The organism is Sphingobium sp. PNB, assembly GCF_019873065.1.
Taxonomy (GTDB): Bacteria; Pseudomonadota; Alphaproteobacteria; order Sphingomonadales; family Sphingomonadaceae; genus Sphingobium; species Sphingobium fuliginis.
In genome coordinates this window covers 1-13,780 of sequence record NZ_JAINEZ010000114.1, presented here as the reverse complement: position 1 = coordinate 13,780, position 13,780 = coordinate 1, and the positions used below count along the sequence as shown (strand labels likewise).

Here is a 13,780-nt window from a genome sequence, read left to right as displayed (position 1 = left end):
ACGACAAGCTCGCCCAGAACTTCCTGTCAGCCGTCAGCCTCGCTGCCGCCGTGGCCTTCTGGCTCTGAACGAGTCTGAACCCTAGCGTCTGTATACTAATCGTGTCATTTACGCCTCGATCGTGATTCAGGGGTGACACGCGGTTGAAGCCGAAGGTCGCTCTTCCAAGGCGTGAGGGGGCGAGCAGTGAAACATCAACAGCCATAGCGATGCTGCCTGTTCAGCCGTGCCCGTCCGGGTTCGGTTCCATCACCTCATGCATAAGGAAACTGTCGATGAGAAAGTTCATCGTCCTACTTTCGCTTGCGCTTGCAACAGCCTGCGCGAATGAAGCGGAGCAACCCAAGAAAATGGAGCCGCAGGAGATCTACCTTTCCTGCAAAGAGACGATCGACACAGAGGAGCGTCATCTAACTGGCGGAGCTGAGAATAGCCGGACCCGAACCGTGGAAAATCTGTACCGGATTAATCTGACGAAGCCCCAGCTAGAGTGGTGGAATGATGAGGGCGGAAAATTCGAAGATAATTGCACGCGTGATGTCGGTTGTACGGTCAAGATTACGCAATCAGAAATATCCACTGCCACCGATCTTGCGGCTGATCCGAGAGATAAACACCCGCTGATCCGCAATGGCTGGATGAAAATAGGTAGAACGACAGGAAAATTGACGAGCTATCATGCGCTGGCCTTCCCCAACTCAATGAAAGAGATGGTCAGTAAATCAAGTGGGGCCTGTCAGGTTGCTCAGGCACCACAACGGAAATTCTGACTTTCATGGTTCGGGTTGTCGCCTTCTTCTTCCTTCTCGGCCTTGCGTATCTCGCGATCAAGGCGGCCATCCTCGTCGCCGTGATCGTTTGCCTACTGCGATGGCCAAAAGAGACAATCTCGGTCTTAGTGGCGATCTTCCTCATCAACCTGGTCGGTCGCTATCCCGTCGCGGCGGGAATACCGGTCGGCGTCGTCCTGTTGGTAGGCATCTGCATCGTTTTGCTCAAGCCTGACCCGCACCGATAATCCGCATCATCACTATCGAATTAACCTGCCCTCGGCCTCACGGTCGGGGGCTTTTTTATTGGAGCTACCTTATGCACATTATCCACACGTGGCAGGAACTGGCTGCATATCTCGACAGTCCCATTCCCTCCGATCTGAAATGCCTTCTGCAAACACGCCGTGACCAATTGATGGAATATGGCGATCTCTCGGAACTGGGCATTTTCGCCATCATCGCGCCCGGCGACACCATGGCTGCAATAGAAGATGCAACCGGCTGGCCGATTCTGATGGAAGGCACGCCGACGTTCGAGTGGGTGCAGCGGCATGGCACCATTTTCGAGATGCCGTTTGTGCTGTCCGATTCAGGCGCAGGGCATGTGCTGATCGTACCTGACGCAGAAGGCATCGACCCTACCTTGCTCGATCTGTGCCGGGCCTATGCTGATCAGCCGAATGGCGATTCAACTGACAGAGCAGAGGGTAATTGAGCCAAGGCCGTCCGGCCACCCTCTCGAAGCGCAAACTCAGCGAACCAAAGCGGCGTCGATCTTCGGCGCCTTATTTTTTTGTCCGGAGCTGATCATCATGATTTCACTTTACGATGCCGCTACCATGAAAGCCGCCCTGTTGCTGCCCCTCGATCCGCCCTTCGCCGCCTGCTGTCCGATCGCATTCAGGATGCCATTGCCTGCGGGCTGGAAGGATTGACCCATATCATTGTCGTCGAACCCGGCGATGGGGAAGCTGATTTCATCCGTGAAGGGGCATTCTCGCCGTTCTGGAACCCGCTGTCGGAAACCCGCTATAGCGATCCAGCCCATATTCCGCCTTGGGACTGGGCTGAACGGTTGGACGGCTGGGGGTGGGAGTTCATCCGCACCGTTGGCAATGACGGGTTCGCCTTTATCGTGCTGGTGCCGGATAGTGAGGGGGTCGACCCGATGCTGCGCGCCATGTGCCGGGAACTTATCCCATGCGGCTGATCGGCACCCTTCTTGTCATCTGCATGGTCTTCGCGGTGATGAAGCTGGCGGTCATGGCTCTGCTGATCGCTCTGGGCATCCGGCTGCTGGTGGCGACGCTCAAGCATCCGCGTGAGGCATTGGGATTCATGCTGATGCTGGCCACCATGTCGCTGATCGAGGCGCATCCGTGGATCGCGCTGGTCGGATTCTCGGCAACGGCGATGGTCACGGCCATCGGGAAATAGGTCACTTGGCCGGGGTGCGGATTGGCGCGCGACTTTGCTTCAGGAGATCCAGCATCTTCACGGCGTCGGATTGGAAGATTTTGCCGTCATCGGTGAGGCGCAGGCTAACATGGTCATAGAAAAGGACGCGCCCCAACCATTTCTCAAGTGCCATAACATCTCGCTTAACATTCGACCGATGCCAGCCCAGTGCCTCGCTTGCTTGGGTGAAGTGCTTTGTTTCAGCGACCTTCAAAAATGACTCCAGCCAGCCCGCGTTGAATTGGCGAATCGGCTGTCGCGGATTCGGCGCTTCGGGCACTTTTTTGCGCATCACATCCTCAAAATAATTTCGCCCAGAATCGTGCAAGATTTGCACGGCCCATGTCAACGATACTCAACTTTTGGACCGTGCGAATCTTGCACGATAGTGAACATAGCATTGAGAAAAAAGGATTATTTGTCTATTCTTGCAGCGCGAACGATGGGGCCGAGCCACTGATTGTGTGAGCCTTACGGATGCCCGAACGGGTGGTGTGACCATCGGAACGGAAGTTGGATTGATTGAACAGAGGACAGATTATGTTTGTAAATGTGAACGCCGCAGCCCGGCACGTGGAAATGGTTGAGGCGTTCGGCCTGCCGGAAAACTGGCAGCGATATTATCCCGAGGTCTTCGGCGCGTACCATGTGAATGGCGACACCTGCTATTGGGAGTTCAGCCCGATAACCAAGGTCTGGGACGTCAAGGTGTGCGGCGACTACGACCCACGCGACTGCGGGCAGACCGTCGAAAAATGCCCCTTCTGGACGGAGGAAGAGCGTCTGGACATTGAGGAAAAGCTACGGAGCCTGGCGTTCCTTCCGCGCCCTTCCACCCCGAAAAATTCGGGAAATTGGAGGAACCGTCCGCAATTCGTCTACGAGGGTTGGGTCTTCTCCTGGAAATTCAACCAGCGTGAAAACCGTTGGCAGCTTGAGCCAATGGGCAGGCCCTAACACGTCGTCGCCGCCCTTGGCGGGAAGACTGGGGGCGGCTTCTCATCTTGTCTTCGGTGTCCGGGCCATCCGCCGGACGACAAGCGCCGTGTCAGTGCACGCGGCAGATCACAACCGATTCAATGCGATAAAATAAATGCAAGATATGAATGACGCGGTGGCCGACGAACCGGGCACCCACAAGAAAGCTATTTCCGCTGCGGACATTGAGATTTTTCCCGTCCAGCGATCCGCTCCGACAGCGACAATTTCCGATGAAGGGCCAGAAAAAGGGGGTAAAAGTGGGGAAGGGGGAGGAGCGCCGTCTTTACCCCTTTCGAATGCCGAATTTGTCGCGCATGTCTTCCGCCATCTGCCGGACGGTGCGCGGCCCATAGTCTGTTCAAAGGCGGGCGACCCCGAGACGGGCGGTTGGCTGGCTGAAGCGGCGGGCGATGTGGATCGCCAATGTCCATCCGACCGCAACAACTACGTCAACTGCTCCAGTTTCGTGCCCGGCGACGATGGCGAAATCAATGCCCGCAAGGAACAGGTCGCTGCCTTTCACTTCCTCATGCTTGATGACATCGGCACGAAGGCTGATCGAGCCGGACTGAACGGTTGCACGCCTAGCTGGGAGATCGAAACCAGTCCCGGCAATAGTCAGCTTGGTTTCTGCCTGAAGGAGCCGATTTCCCAAGAGGCGACCGTTAAAGCCTTGCAGGATGCCGCCCTTCGGGCAGGACTAGGGGATCGAGGCGCTTCAGGTATTGCGCGTTGGGCAAGGCTGCCGGAGGCGATCAACGGCAAAGCAAAACACGCAGATGAACAGGGCAAACCTTTCCACTGTCGGCTGCTGGCTTGGAAGCCCGACGCGATCTATACGGTCGCTGAGCTGGCGAAGGCACTCGGGCTTACCCTTTTTCCTGTTTCACCCCTTTTGATCCGGCCCGTTCGTGAAAACCGTCAACTTCTAACTGCGGCGCAGCGGGGCGACGACGTCTATACGCCACGCGCCATCGAAAACCCGGTTTTGCGGGCGTTGCATGAGCGTGGCCTGTACAAGCGGGCGATCTCCGACGGGAAGCATGACATCACCTGTCCGTGGGTAAGCGAGCATACGGATGGGCTAGACACCGGAGCGGCCTATTTCGAGCCAAGCCGGGAATATCCATCTGGTGGCTTCTGTTGCCAGCATTCGCACGGCGACAGTTATCATATCAGCCATCTGACTGAGCATCTTGGGCTTCAACCCGGAGAGGCGCGATGGACAGCGAGAATCCGTGTGATCGCGGGTGAGATTCCCCGTGTCCGGCGGGCGGCTGAAATCGTGCTGGCTTTGCAGGGCGGCTACTATCAGGCGGGAGGGGCCATCGTATCTATCAAAACCAATCCGCTGACGGGCGATATTTCCATGGTTCACGTCAGCGAACAGGAATTGACCTCTGCTTTGGCCGAGGCGGCGGATTGGGAAAAGTACGATGGCCGGTCGCAAAAATGGGTGCGATGCGATCCACCCGTCCGCACGGTCCAGCTTTTACATCGGGCGCAGGGCTATGATCATCTGCCTCATCTGCAAGGGCTTGCCCGACAGCCGTTCGTTAGGGAGGGCGACGGACAATTGGTTACGGCACCGGGCTATGACGCGGCGTCGGGCATCTATGCGTCATTCGATCCTGCTGCCTTCCCGCTGCCTGAACCGACCAAGGAAGCGGCCCATGCGGCGCTCGCCAAGCTCAAGGAACTGCTGACCGAATTTCACTTCGGCAGTGAAACCGATCGTGCCGCCAGCATCAGCGCGATGTTGACCGGGGCTGTGCGATCGCGCTTGCAGACCGCTCCTGCCTTCAACGTGACTGCCTCTACGCCGGGCAGCGGCAAAAGCTATCTGGCGTCCGCGATCACACCGTTCGCCGGGCCGGGTGTTGCGCTGAATCTGAGCTATCCAACCTCGGCCGACGAAGCGACAAAGTCCATCCTGTCGATGCTCCTGCAAGCGCCAGCCGTCGCGGTGTTCGATGATATGCAGACCGACTGGCGGGCGTTCGGCACGATGAACCGGATGTTGACCAGTTCGACAATCACCGATCGGATATTGGGCGTCAGCAAATCCGCCACGGTGAGCACGCGCTGCCTCATCCTCGGAACCGGCAACAATGTCAGACCGGTGAACGATATGTGCCGCAGGGTTATCACGATCCGCCTTACACCTCGGTCGGAAGCACCCGCAACGCTACGTTATGAGGGTAGGCCGGTCGATCTGGTGAAGGCAAAGCGCGGTGAATATGTCGCTGCCGCGTTGACCATCATCCGGGCGTGGGAGGCAGCAGGCAGGCCAAAGGTCGATGTGCCGAACATTGGTAGTTTCGAGCAGTGGACCGATTATTGCCGCTACCCGCTGCTATGGCTTGGTGAGCCTGACCCCGCATCCAGCATCATCGACCAATTGCGTGATGACCCCGCACGGGAGGCGCTGGGCCATTTCGTCTCCGCTTGGTGGAATTGCTTTGCCGACAAGCCCATGACCGTGCGGAAGGTGGTCGATTGTGCGGACAACAAGGTCGAGTTGAGGGACGCGCTGGAAGACTTGCCGGTGACCGAGCGGGGCTACATCAATCGCGGGAAGCTCGGCTGGTATCTGAAGAAGCACGCTCATAGGATCGTCAACGGCATGGAAATTCGCCCGGCCGATTGCTCCGAGCGGAATGCCTGGTGCGTGGCGAAGGTCAAACCGATTTCCGCCATTCATCCGGAAGCGCTGACACCCCCTTCACCCCTTTTGGCGGCATAGCGGCGCGAAAATAGCGGCTCTGCCCCAGAACAACCGTGTCCGGTGGTTAATTCTGCCGGACACCCCCCCGCTATCGCAGCAGGCCAATTTGCCGATCGGGCTAATCCAGAAACGCCGATCCGCACCTGCCGATATCCAACCACTGCCCGGCGCTTGTTGCGCGCTGGCGGTGCCTCAAACCTCCCCTTCATGAAATGGAGCCATCTATGCCCAATGAAAAACTTACCGCCCAATTCTGTGACCTCGCCTACTGTCCGACCGGCGAGAAGAAGGTCGTCTATTATGACACCTCGCTCACCGGCTTTATCCTTGAGTGTCGGCCTTCTGGCGGCAAAACCTTTTATGTGAAGTACACAAACCAATATGGTAAACAGCGCCAGCCCAAGGTTGCCCGGCATGGCGACGCCCCCTTCGACAGGATTCGGAAAAAAGCTCAAAAGCTGCTTGCAGAGTCACGGTTGGGTGGCGACCCTGCTGCCGAGAAGGAAGAGAAGCGGGCGGTGCCGACCTATGCTACGCTCGCCCAGCAGCATCTCGACCACGCCAAGACCTATGTGCGCAGCTACAACACGATTAAGGGCTACGTTGAAAACCACATCACGCCGCGCTGGGGCAGGCTTCGTCTGTCGGAAATCACGCAACAGGATGTGGCGAAATGGCTGGCTGAGAAGGCGGGGGAGGGGTTGGCTCCCGCGACAGTCGAAAAGATCAGGGTGATATTCAGCCGATCGTTCGAACTGGCCCTTCGCTGGGACATGCCCGGCATCACCAAGAATCCGGTGAAGGGCATCCCTCGTAAGCCGATCAACAATGCCCGCGAACGCTACCTTAACGCCGCCGAGACGAAGCGGCTTATAACGGCCTGTGAGGCGTCGCTGAATCCGCAGCTCAAGCATATCGTGGGCCTGCTCCTCCTGACCGGCGCACGGCTATCGGAGCTGCTGAACGCGCAATGGAAGCATATCGACCTGGAAAAGCGGCAGTGGCTGATCCCCACGTCCAAGACGGGCAAGGCTAGGCATGTGCCATTATCTCAGCCAGCGGTCGCCATTCTGGAGGCCGTGCCTCGCTTTGACAAATGCCGCTATGTCTTGCCGAACCCTGAAACTAAGCTGCCCTTCGTGTCGATCAAGCACGCGTGGCAGACGGCGCGGGATGAAGCGAAGCTGCCGGGCCTAAGGCTGCATGATCTCCGCCACAGTGCAGCTTCGGCCATGGTTAACGCGGGGATCGATCTTTTCGCCGTAGGGCGGGTGCTGGGCCATGCCGATCATAAATCGACCATGCGCTACAGCCACCTTGCCCATGACACGCTCTTGGCCGCCGTAGAGGCCGGGGCGAAGAAGAAGCAGCTCAACCGGGCCTGACCGGCCTTACCCCATCCATGTTCTGGCCCAAGCGGCTGGCGCGTGGATGGGGGCAACTTCCTATTATTTTTTCGACCAAGGAAATTACATGACTACCGCAATCGATCCGCCCGTCCCTGATGCCGAACTTTTCGACAGGCTGCGCGGACTTATCCAGGCCTGTGGCACCGAGGCGAACAAGCATGACCAAGCGATTGCTGTCATCGCTGCTTGCATTGACGAGGGCCTTAACACCCGCCCTCGAATTGTAGGTGCGATGAGACACCTTGGATTCAGCGCTGCTCATGCCGCTATGATGTTGAACGAGGCCACGGGCTGCGATCCAAGCCGCTATCGGTGGCAGCGAGATTCAACGGGGCGCTACAGCCTCCTGAACTAAGCAAGGCGTGCCCCCATCCATTTGCGTGGGCGGGGGCGCACTTCGATTCGGATCGTGCCGTGAGGTGCAGAGCGGCGCGATAACGGCCATTATGTATGGGCGGGTTCGCAGCGGCTAACCCTGTTCGATCATCCGGCGTTCGGCCTCTGTCAGCCCATACAGGCCGTAGAGCCGTTCGTTCAGTGCCGCTTCCATGTCCGCGATTGCTGCCTTCACCGTTCGTTGTTCGAGTTCGAGGGCGATGACCTGATCCCGTAGAGCCTGATTGTCGGTCACGATCAGCCGCCGAAGCAGATTGACCAGCGACCGGCCGGGATTGTTGGTTGGCGGGGTGAAGCTATCGAGGCGGGCGTTCCATTGAGCAGCGATGAACGGGCCTTCGACCGCATCAATAAAAATCCCGTCGATGATGGTTGCACCATCCGCCAAGACCCGAAGTTCGCCGCGTTCGAACACAGCTTCCAACGCCACCTCAGGATGCAGTGCGCTGGCTATCGCGCCGTAACGCTCTTCCAGTTCGGCGTCATAGGCTGCTGCTGCCCAAGCCCCTGCGTCCACTCCGCGCGGCGCTTCCCCGCGCCGTTGCCGGGCGGCGCGCAATGTCGGGAAGATGAAATCGAGCCGCCTGTTCTGTGCGGGGCTGGCATTCAATCGGTGCCGCAAGTCGCGCATGGTATCCCGGCGGGACGAATGTAGTCCTTGGAGTTCGCGGGCCGTTGCTCCTATCTCGTTGCGGCTCGCTTCGTCCGCGCGAGGAATGGGGAGCGGGGCGATAAACTGGCGGTTGGCTTCGAAATACTGATTGTCCTTCGGCTTTGCGATCCGGCGGAAAACCCAATCGCAAACTGGCCCATTCAGCACCGCCGACAGATATCCGATGTCGATGCCTTCGGCGGGAAGGATGCCGTTGACCCTTACATTGTTGAGATATTTGGAAGCCGTCGAGTCGAGGCAAACCCGCATTCCGGGGACCGTCTGCGCTACGATAAGCTTTTCAATGTCCTGCTTGTCGAGGTTTTGATGCCTGCCGAACCGATACCATTGATCGTCATCGAACCCGCCATTTTCCCGCGCCCGCAAGTCAGTCTCGTGACTTCGGAGATAGGCCCAAGCCAAGGGGAAGCTCTTTTCGAGCCGGTCAGCGTCAATCAGCCGAACCGTTTGCCCGGCGCGCTGATAAGGGAACAGGATGTAAGTGTCAGTGTCCGGTTCAATGTATCGCTTGGCCTCGGTCCCTGAAACCAGAGGGTGCATCAACGCATCCTCAATCCGGACTTCGCTGCCGTCTGACGCCCGGCTGATATATCGCCCCGGTCCAATCCGCCGAAGATGATGATGCTATCCGCGCTGGTTTGCAGACCAACAAAAACGGCGCTGGAGACAACGGCGCTCCCTAGCTGATCACAGCGGCCATCAAGTGCATCAATCAAGGCCCGCTCAGCACCGCTCAGCATCAGCCAACGGTCGCCATAGTTCAGGTTGCCATAAGGGAGCCGCGCGTCATCGCCCTGCCACGGATCATCGGCAACGATGCCATCAGGGGCCGCTGCAACCTCGACAAATTCGGGTTGCTCGCCTTGATCGGGACGGCGGAAGAATTGCAGGGCCGTGTAAACCGTCGCCTCTTCGAAAATCTGGTGCGACCGAAAATCCAGCCAACGGGAAAGCGAACGCTGCCCGGCAATCAGGGTCCGCAGGTTCTCGCCATATTCGTTCATCACCCAAACGCTTGGAGCGATGTAGCCCAACCGCCCGCCCGATCGCAGGAGAGAAATCCCCTTTTCGATGAACGGGAGGTAGAGGTCGAAATTGCCTGATTGGGCACTACGATAGCCGGTAAAGGTCGTTCCGGGCCTCCCGTTGCGCAGATATTCCGCCATATCAGGGTGCGCCCTGCGGAAGTTTTGTAGCTTCACATAGGGAGGGTTGCCCAACACCACGTCGAACCCGCCATCGGCCATCGCTTCGGGGAAGGCTTCCGCCCAATCAAATGTGTTAATCCGCTCCCGGCCCTCTTCGTCCAGATCGAGGGTCTGTTGTCCAAGCCAGAAATGCCCGTCGATCAGACTGTTGCCATCGCGGATATGAGCGTCGAGCGACGATAGCGGACGGTCCCCGCGAGCCGTATGAAGCCACAACGCGAGCTGGGTAATCTCGACCGAAGAAGGGTTGATGTCCACGCCGTAGAGGTTGGTGCGCAGAACGTCGCGGATCAGCTCATCCTCGTCCTGCGTCATGGCATCGCCCGACACACGGCGGCGCAAGTCGAGAATGGAGCGCCATTCGGTCAGGAGATATTTCAGCGCGGTGATTAGGAACGCGCCGGAACCGCAAGCCGGATCAAGCACCCGGACGCTTTGCAGCCGCTCCCGGTAGGCGTCGATTGCTGCAACATCGCCGGTAGTGGCAACGCCGAAATCATCGACCGTCCAGCCGCATTCCTGTTTGATCTCGGTAAGGCGCCCGCCAAGGGCTTCCCGGACAATGCGCTCCACCACCCATTCCGGGGTGTAGTAAACGCCGTTGGTCTTGCGTCCGCTTTCCTTGTTGACCGAAACGCGCCCGTCCGCCTCCGCTTCGAGGATTTCCAGTTCGGTGATAGACTGCTCGAAAATGTGGCCCAGCGTGTAGAGGCCCAAGGCCGTCTCAGGATCAGCCTTGCGAGCGTTCGCCGCAGCTTCGGCACTTCCTGGCTCGGCTGCATCGGGACGGGTCGCGCCCAAGCCCTGAGCCAGATCAGCAGCGTAGTTGTAGGATGCGGAGAGATACAGCAATGTCAGCTTATTTTGGTAGAGGCTGGCTTCGTTGTGCCCCTGCCCGCGAATGCAGAACAGGCGATTGGGCACATTCAGCCCTTCCAATTCAGGGTCATGCCTGAACAGGCCGCCATTGAATTGATTGAGGCGATGGTCGCCAAAGGCCGTGCCGTCATTCATGGCCCGGAACAGCCCGCACAGCGTTGACCAAATCTCGTTGCCGTCCTCGCTGAGATAGGGGTCGCGGCTGCGATTGATCAGGAAATCGCGCAGCAGTTGCGGGGGATAACCGATGGCCCGGCCCATATCCTCGCAGTAGAAAATGAATATGGCACGATCGAGCAGCTTTTGCGCCAACCGGACAAGCCGCCCCCTTGTGCCGGGGAAGTTCGGATTGGCCTCCAGCAGCGCGGTGTAGAGGTGTTGCCGATAGTCCCGATATTCCGTGTAGAACGTCTTTTCGAGATCGCGGGCGCGTATCCATGCCCGCCCGATCAATTGTTCGAGAAGTGGTTTTCCGGCCCGCGTTAGCAGGGTGTCGGCATGGAACAGGCGCTTGAACAGATACCGTTCAAACCGGCTGTCCTCGTCGTCACCAAGCAGCCCAGCATCCTGATAGAGGCTGCGTTGCTCGATATTGAAGCTGAGGTATTGAGCCGGGGCGCGATCATACCAGTAGAGGCGGAAAACATTCATGTCGGTGACGATGGCCCATGTGGGCTTCACGTCCTCGTTGCCGACCATGCCCCGGCGGGCACAAGTCAGATAGTTCAACGCTTGCTCAACCGGGGTTCGATTGTCGTGCCTGCCCCGCTGAGGTGCGTCCAAGTTAGTGTCTAGCGGCTTGAATTCGCAAGCAACCTGCATGGCGGCTGGAACACCCTCAACCCCGAACCAACCCAAGGCGGCGTCGGCAGCGCCTTGACGGCCTCGCGGTCCCGCACCTGCGACCGGGAATTGCTGCGAAACCGACTGAATTCCGTCTGCTCGGGTTCCGGCATCCTGATAGCCCCAAAGGGTGCTGAACAGAGTGGCAATCAACGGACCGCCATCTCTCACTTCACCCCGCGCAATTCTGTTAGACCAATTCCGCAGAATCTCCAGGCAAGCATCATCCTCGCCACTGGCTACGTAGGTGGCGAATTCCAGCGCCCACACTGAGCGGAGGAAGGAACGAGTAATGAAAGCGGGCGCGCGGTGTAACATAGATGCTAGCTTAAAGGGCCAAATCTCTTGTGTCACCCGTGTAACGATTTGAGTTCTGTTCGAATTTTCGCGGCAGGGGGATCATACCGTGTCCGGAAGGGGGCAGGGCAGATTCATCCGGGTATAGCGCAGGTCGAATTTCGGCGTCGCATCCTACCAAAAGCCGTTCCGAAGTTTTGCAGTGGAGGCGGTGTTCGCTGTTGGAGGACGCTTGGAGCCCTGTAGGCTATCAAGAAGTTCGATAACTGCCCTTATGTTGAGGAGATTGTCGATCAACAAAATGCCTATGGGAGGCGGTGGTGCGGTTCTGATTTCTTATTGCGCCCCCGCTCGGGTGCCTTGGGTGAGCTATCGGACATAGGAGCCCGATTGCTTGTCTCTTTCCCTATCTTGCTCAGATTCTTTGAAAGAGCAGGCGGCATTTAAAATTGAGTTCGACGCCATCATCAATAAACGCCAGTTTAATCGCGCGACGGTCTAATTCAGCTTCGATGGAGGCGAGCGCCTCAAGACCGCGAGCCAGTCTGCAAACGTCGGGCACCATGAGCGTGTCGCCTGGACCAAGCATCGCTAATGCCCTATTCAGCCCCGGCCGTTCGGTGGTGTTACCGCCAGCGCAATCCGTGATCACCTCGACGCAACCAGCTTTGCGAAGAATTTCTACAAACACGGGGAGATCTGATGCCGCATTGGCTCGGGCATAACCTACGATCATGGTAATAATATTCCCGTAATTTGATGAAGAAAATTTATATTTATGAATAACGCAAATATTATCTTTGAATTTCAGTAGTATACTATGCAGCTTGCGGCACATCGACGATCTTTTGGAATTCACCCAATATGTCGGAATGATGATGAGCCAGATATCGGACGATGCGGGCATTGCTGAGAAGGCGATTGACGTACCCAATCGCCAGGACAAGATCGAGGTGATCTGCGCCGTAGGTTTGTTCAACCAGTTTGAATTCCCGATCCAAGCTGGCAGACTCCCGTTCCATCAGCGCAATTTGCTCAGAGGTTAGGCCCTTCATGATTTTCCGGCGCCCCTCAACCAACTGATCCTCCGAAGTGGCTGCGACCAAAGACTTGGCATACCCGGTGGAGAATCGGTTCATCGCGATCATCAGCTCGGCTGCTTCAATTTGTCGTAATGGCTTTAGCTTTCGGAGTTCTACAAAGGCCGCAAGCGGGAGATGCTTGTCATTGAGTAGGGCGGCAGCTTCAGGGCAAATGCCTCTAAGAAGATTCCTCTTCGAACGAATGTTGGCGATGTTCACGTTCAAAGCGCGGGCCAGACGTTCTTCCGAAACGCCCTTACGAATTGCATTAAGAATCATTTTGTGTTCTTGAATTATAGCAATCCGATTGACGCGCTTGTTATAGGTGAATGCTTCATCTTGAGTAGCGACAAGGCATACTACTTCTGAATCGCCTCGCTCAATCAGGATTTGCACGCGAAGGTGTCCATCAAGAAGATGATATTGATCCGGGATATGGGGGTCTCTGACTACGACAGGTGGCTCGATGATGCCGACCTCACCGATGGAGGCTGCGATCTGAGCATACTTCACAGATTTCTTAACTTGATCGGAAACCTCGCGCAGGGGCAATATTTCCGAGAGATTGATACGAAGAGTTGCATTTTCAAACGCCTGAGCGATTGACTTGTGCGGTCCCGTCATCGGTTGCCTCCCTGCACCCCCAGCCGGATGGCGATATTTTCAGGCAGCGTTGCTAAATTTTCGTCCTCGGCAAGCCCAACGAATTGCTGGTCTTTGATTAGTTTGCGAAGCGCCTCAGTAATGAAGATCAGGCGGCTGCGGGTGATTTCGGTGCGTCTGACCATGACGCGTTTTCGATCAGTTTCCTCTTGGTAGGCTTTAACCAGCGCTTCGGCGGAGACCTGGATACGCTGCTTATTGCTGGGCCAGTCCAGGCCTTTGCCTCGTCGTCTCCGGATTTCGAGCAGCCTTTTTGCGGCGACAAGTCTGCGACCTTTGAGAAGGCCCTGTTCATATGCGCTGCTTAGGTTTCGTGGACAAAGGGTATCCATTGCAGGGCTGAGACGAGATTGACGAAGCCGAGGTAGGACTCTTTGGTTTTGTCGTATC

The 13,780-nt window shown here is 57.3% G+C and carries 15 protein-coding genes and 1 pseudogene; 10 read left to right on the top strand and 6 right to left on the bottom strand.

Going from position 1 to position 13,780, the window contains the following annotated elements:
- Positions 1-275: 275 nt before the first annotated feature.
- The 6 genes from K7W03_RS24305 to K7W03_RS24280 all read left to right on the top strand — a co-directional run bounded on the left by K7W03_RS24305 (position 276) and on the right by K7W03_RS24280 (position 2,210).
- A complete protein-coding gene (locus K7W03_RS24305) occupies positions 276-770 on the top strand; it encodes a hypothetical protein (RefSeq protein ID WP_222887559.1) in 495 nt (164 codons plus the stop codon).
- 5 nt (positions 771-775) lie between these two features.
- Complete coding sequence (locus K7W03_RS24300; RefSeq protein ID WP_061939417.1) at positions 776-1,018, top strand: hypothetical protein; 243 nt, start codon at positions 776-778, stop codon at positions 1,016-1,018.
- Between the two features lie 71 nt (positions 1,019-1,089).
- The gene (locus K7W03_RS24295; protein ID WP_140042412.1) at positions 1,090-1,488 is read left to right on the top strand and encodes a hypothetical protein; all 399 of its coding nucleotides are present in this window, start codon (positions 1,090-1,092) and stop codon (positions 1,486-1,488) included.
- Positions 1,454-1,708, top strand: a complete 255-nt coding sequence (locus K7W03_RS24290; protein ID WP_222887558.1) for a hypothetical protein — start codon at positions 1,454-1,456, stop codon at positions 1,706-1,708. The genes K7W03_RS24295 and K7W03_RS24290 overlap by 35 nt, the downstream gene beginning before the upstream one ends.
- On the top strand, positions 1,705-1,983 hold the full coding sequence (locus K7W03_RS24285; protein ID WP_222887557.1) for a hypothetical protein: 279 nt from the start codon (positions 1,705-1,707) through the stop codon (positions 1,981-1,983). Before K7W03_RS24290 ends, K7W03_RS24285 begins: the two co-directional genes overlap by 4 nt.
- The gene (locus K7W03_RS24280; RefSeq protein WP_061939422.1) at positions 1,974-2,210 is read left to right on the top strand and encodes a hypothetical protein; all 237 of its coding nucleotides are present in this window, start codon (positions 1,974-1,976) and stop codon (positions 2,208-2,210) included. The genes K7W03_RS24285 and K7W03_RS24280 overlap by 10 nt, the downstream gene beginning before the upstream one ends.
- A gap of 1 nt (position 2,211) precedes the next feature.
- On the opposite strand, the gene K7W03_RS24275 is transcribed toward K7W03_RS24280, so the two are convergent.
- Positions 2,212-2,568 carry a LysR family transcriptional regulator gene (locus K7W03_RS24275; RefSeq protein WP_222887556.1) on the bottom strand — a complete coding sequence of 119 codons (357 nt, stop codon included), beginning with the start codon at positions 2,566-2,568 and terminating at the stop codon, positions 2,212-2,214.
- A 203-nt stretch (positions 2,569-2,771) separates the two neighbouring features.
- On the opposite strand from K7W03_RS24275, the gene K7W03_RS24270 reads away from it, so the two are divergent.
- The 4 genes from K7W03_RS24270 to K7W03_RS24255 all read left to right on the top strand — a co-directional run bounded on the left by K7W03_RS24270 (position 2,772) and on the right by K7W03_RS24255 (position 7,704).
- Positions 2,772-3,188 carry a hypothetical protein gene (locus tag K7W03_RS24270; RefSeq protein ID WP_222887555.1) on the top strand — a complete coding sequence of 139 codons (417 nt, stop codon included), beginning with the start codon at positions 2,772-2,774 and terminating at the stop codon, positions 3,186-3,188.
- Positions 3,189-3,324: 136 nt separating this feature from the next.
- Complete coding sequence (locus tag K7W03_RS24265; protein ID WP_222887554.1) at positions 3,325-5,958, top strand: DNA-primase RepB domain-containing protein; 2,634 nt, start codon at positions 3,325-3,327, stop codon at positions 5,956-5,958.
- A 206-nt stretch (positions 5,959-6,164) separates the two neighbouring features.
- Entirely contained in the window at positions 6,165-7,325 is a 1,161-nt protein-coding gene (locus K7W03_RS24260; RefSeq protein ID WP_222887553.1) for a site-specific integrase, read from the top strand.
- An 88-nt stretch (positions 7,326-7,413) separates the two neighbouring features.
- Positions 7,414-7,704: a hypothetical protein gene (locus K7W03_RS24255; protein ID WP_222887552.1), complete on the top strand. Its 291-nt coding sequence runs from the start codon at positions 7,414-7,416 to the stop codon at positions 7,702-7,704.
- Positions 7,705-7,818: 114 nt separating this feature from the next.
- Here the strand turns inward: K7W03_RS24255 and K7W03_RS24250 are convergent, their stop codons facing one another.
- From K7W03_RS24250 to K7W03_RS24230, 5 genes and pseudogenes are all read right to left on the bottom strand, one after another.
- Positions 7,819-8,958, bottom strand: coding sequence for a hypothetical protein (locus K7W03_RS24250; RefSeq protein WP_222887551.1), 1,140 nt, complete (start codon positions 8,956-8,958; stop codon positions 7,819-7,821).
- Positions 8,958-11,501, bottom strand: a complete 2,544-nt coding sequence (locus K7W03_RS24245) for an Eco57I restriction-modification methylase domain-containing protein (RefSeq protein ID WP_222887550.1) — start codon at positions 11,499-11,501, stop codon at positions 8,958-8,960. Before K7W03_RS24245 ends, K7W03_RS24250 begins: the two co-directional genes overlap by 1 nt.
- A 559-nt stretch (positions 11,502-12,060) precedes the next feature.
- The gene (locus tag K7W03_RS24240) at positions 12,061-12,483 is read right to left on the bottom strand and encodes a recombinase family protein (RefSeq protein WP_222887549.1); all 423 of its coding nucleotides are present in this window, start codon (positions 12,481-12,483) and stop codon (positions 12,061-12,063) included.
- A complete protein-coding gene (locus K7W03_RS24235; RefSeq protein WP_222887548.1) occupies positions 12,464-13,351 on the bottom strand; it encodes a plasmid partitioning protein RepB C-terminal domain-containing protein in 888 nt (295 codons plus the stop codon). The genes K7W03_RS24240 and K7W03_RS24235 overlap by 20 nt, the downstream gene beginning before the upstream one ends.
- Positions 13,348-13,780 (bottom strand): annotated as a pseudogene (locus K7W03_RS24230) (hypothetical protein); the annotation flags it as partial. The gene K7W03_RS24235 and the pseudogene K7W03_RS24230, both read right to left, overlap by 4 nt.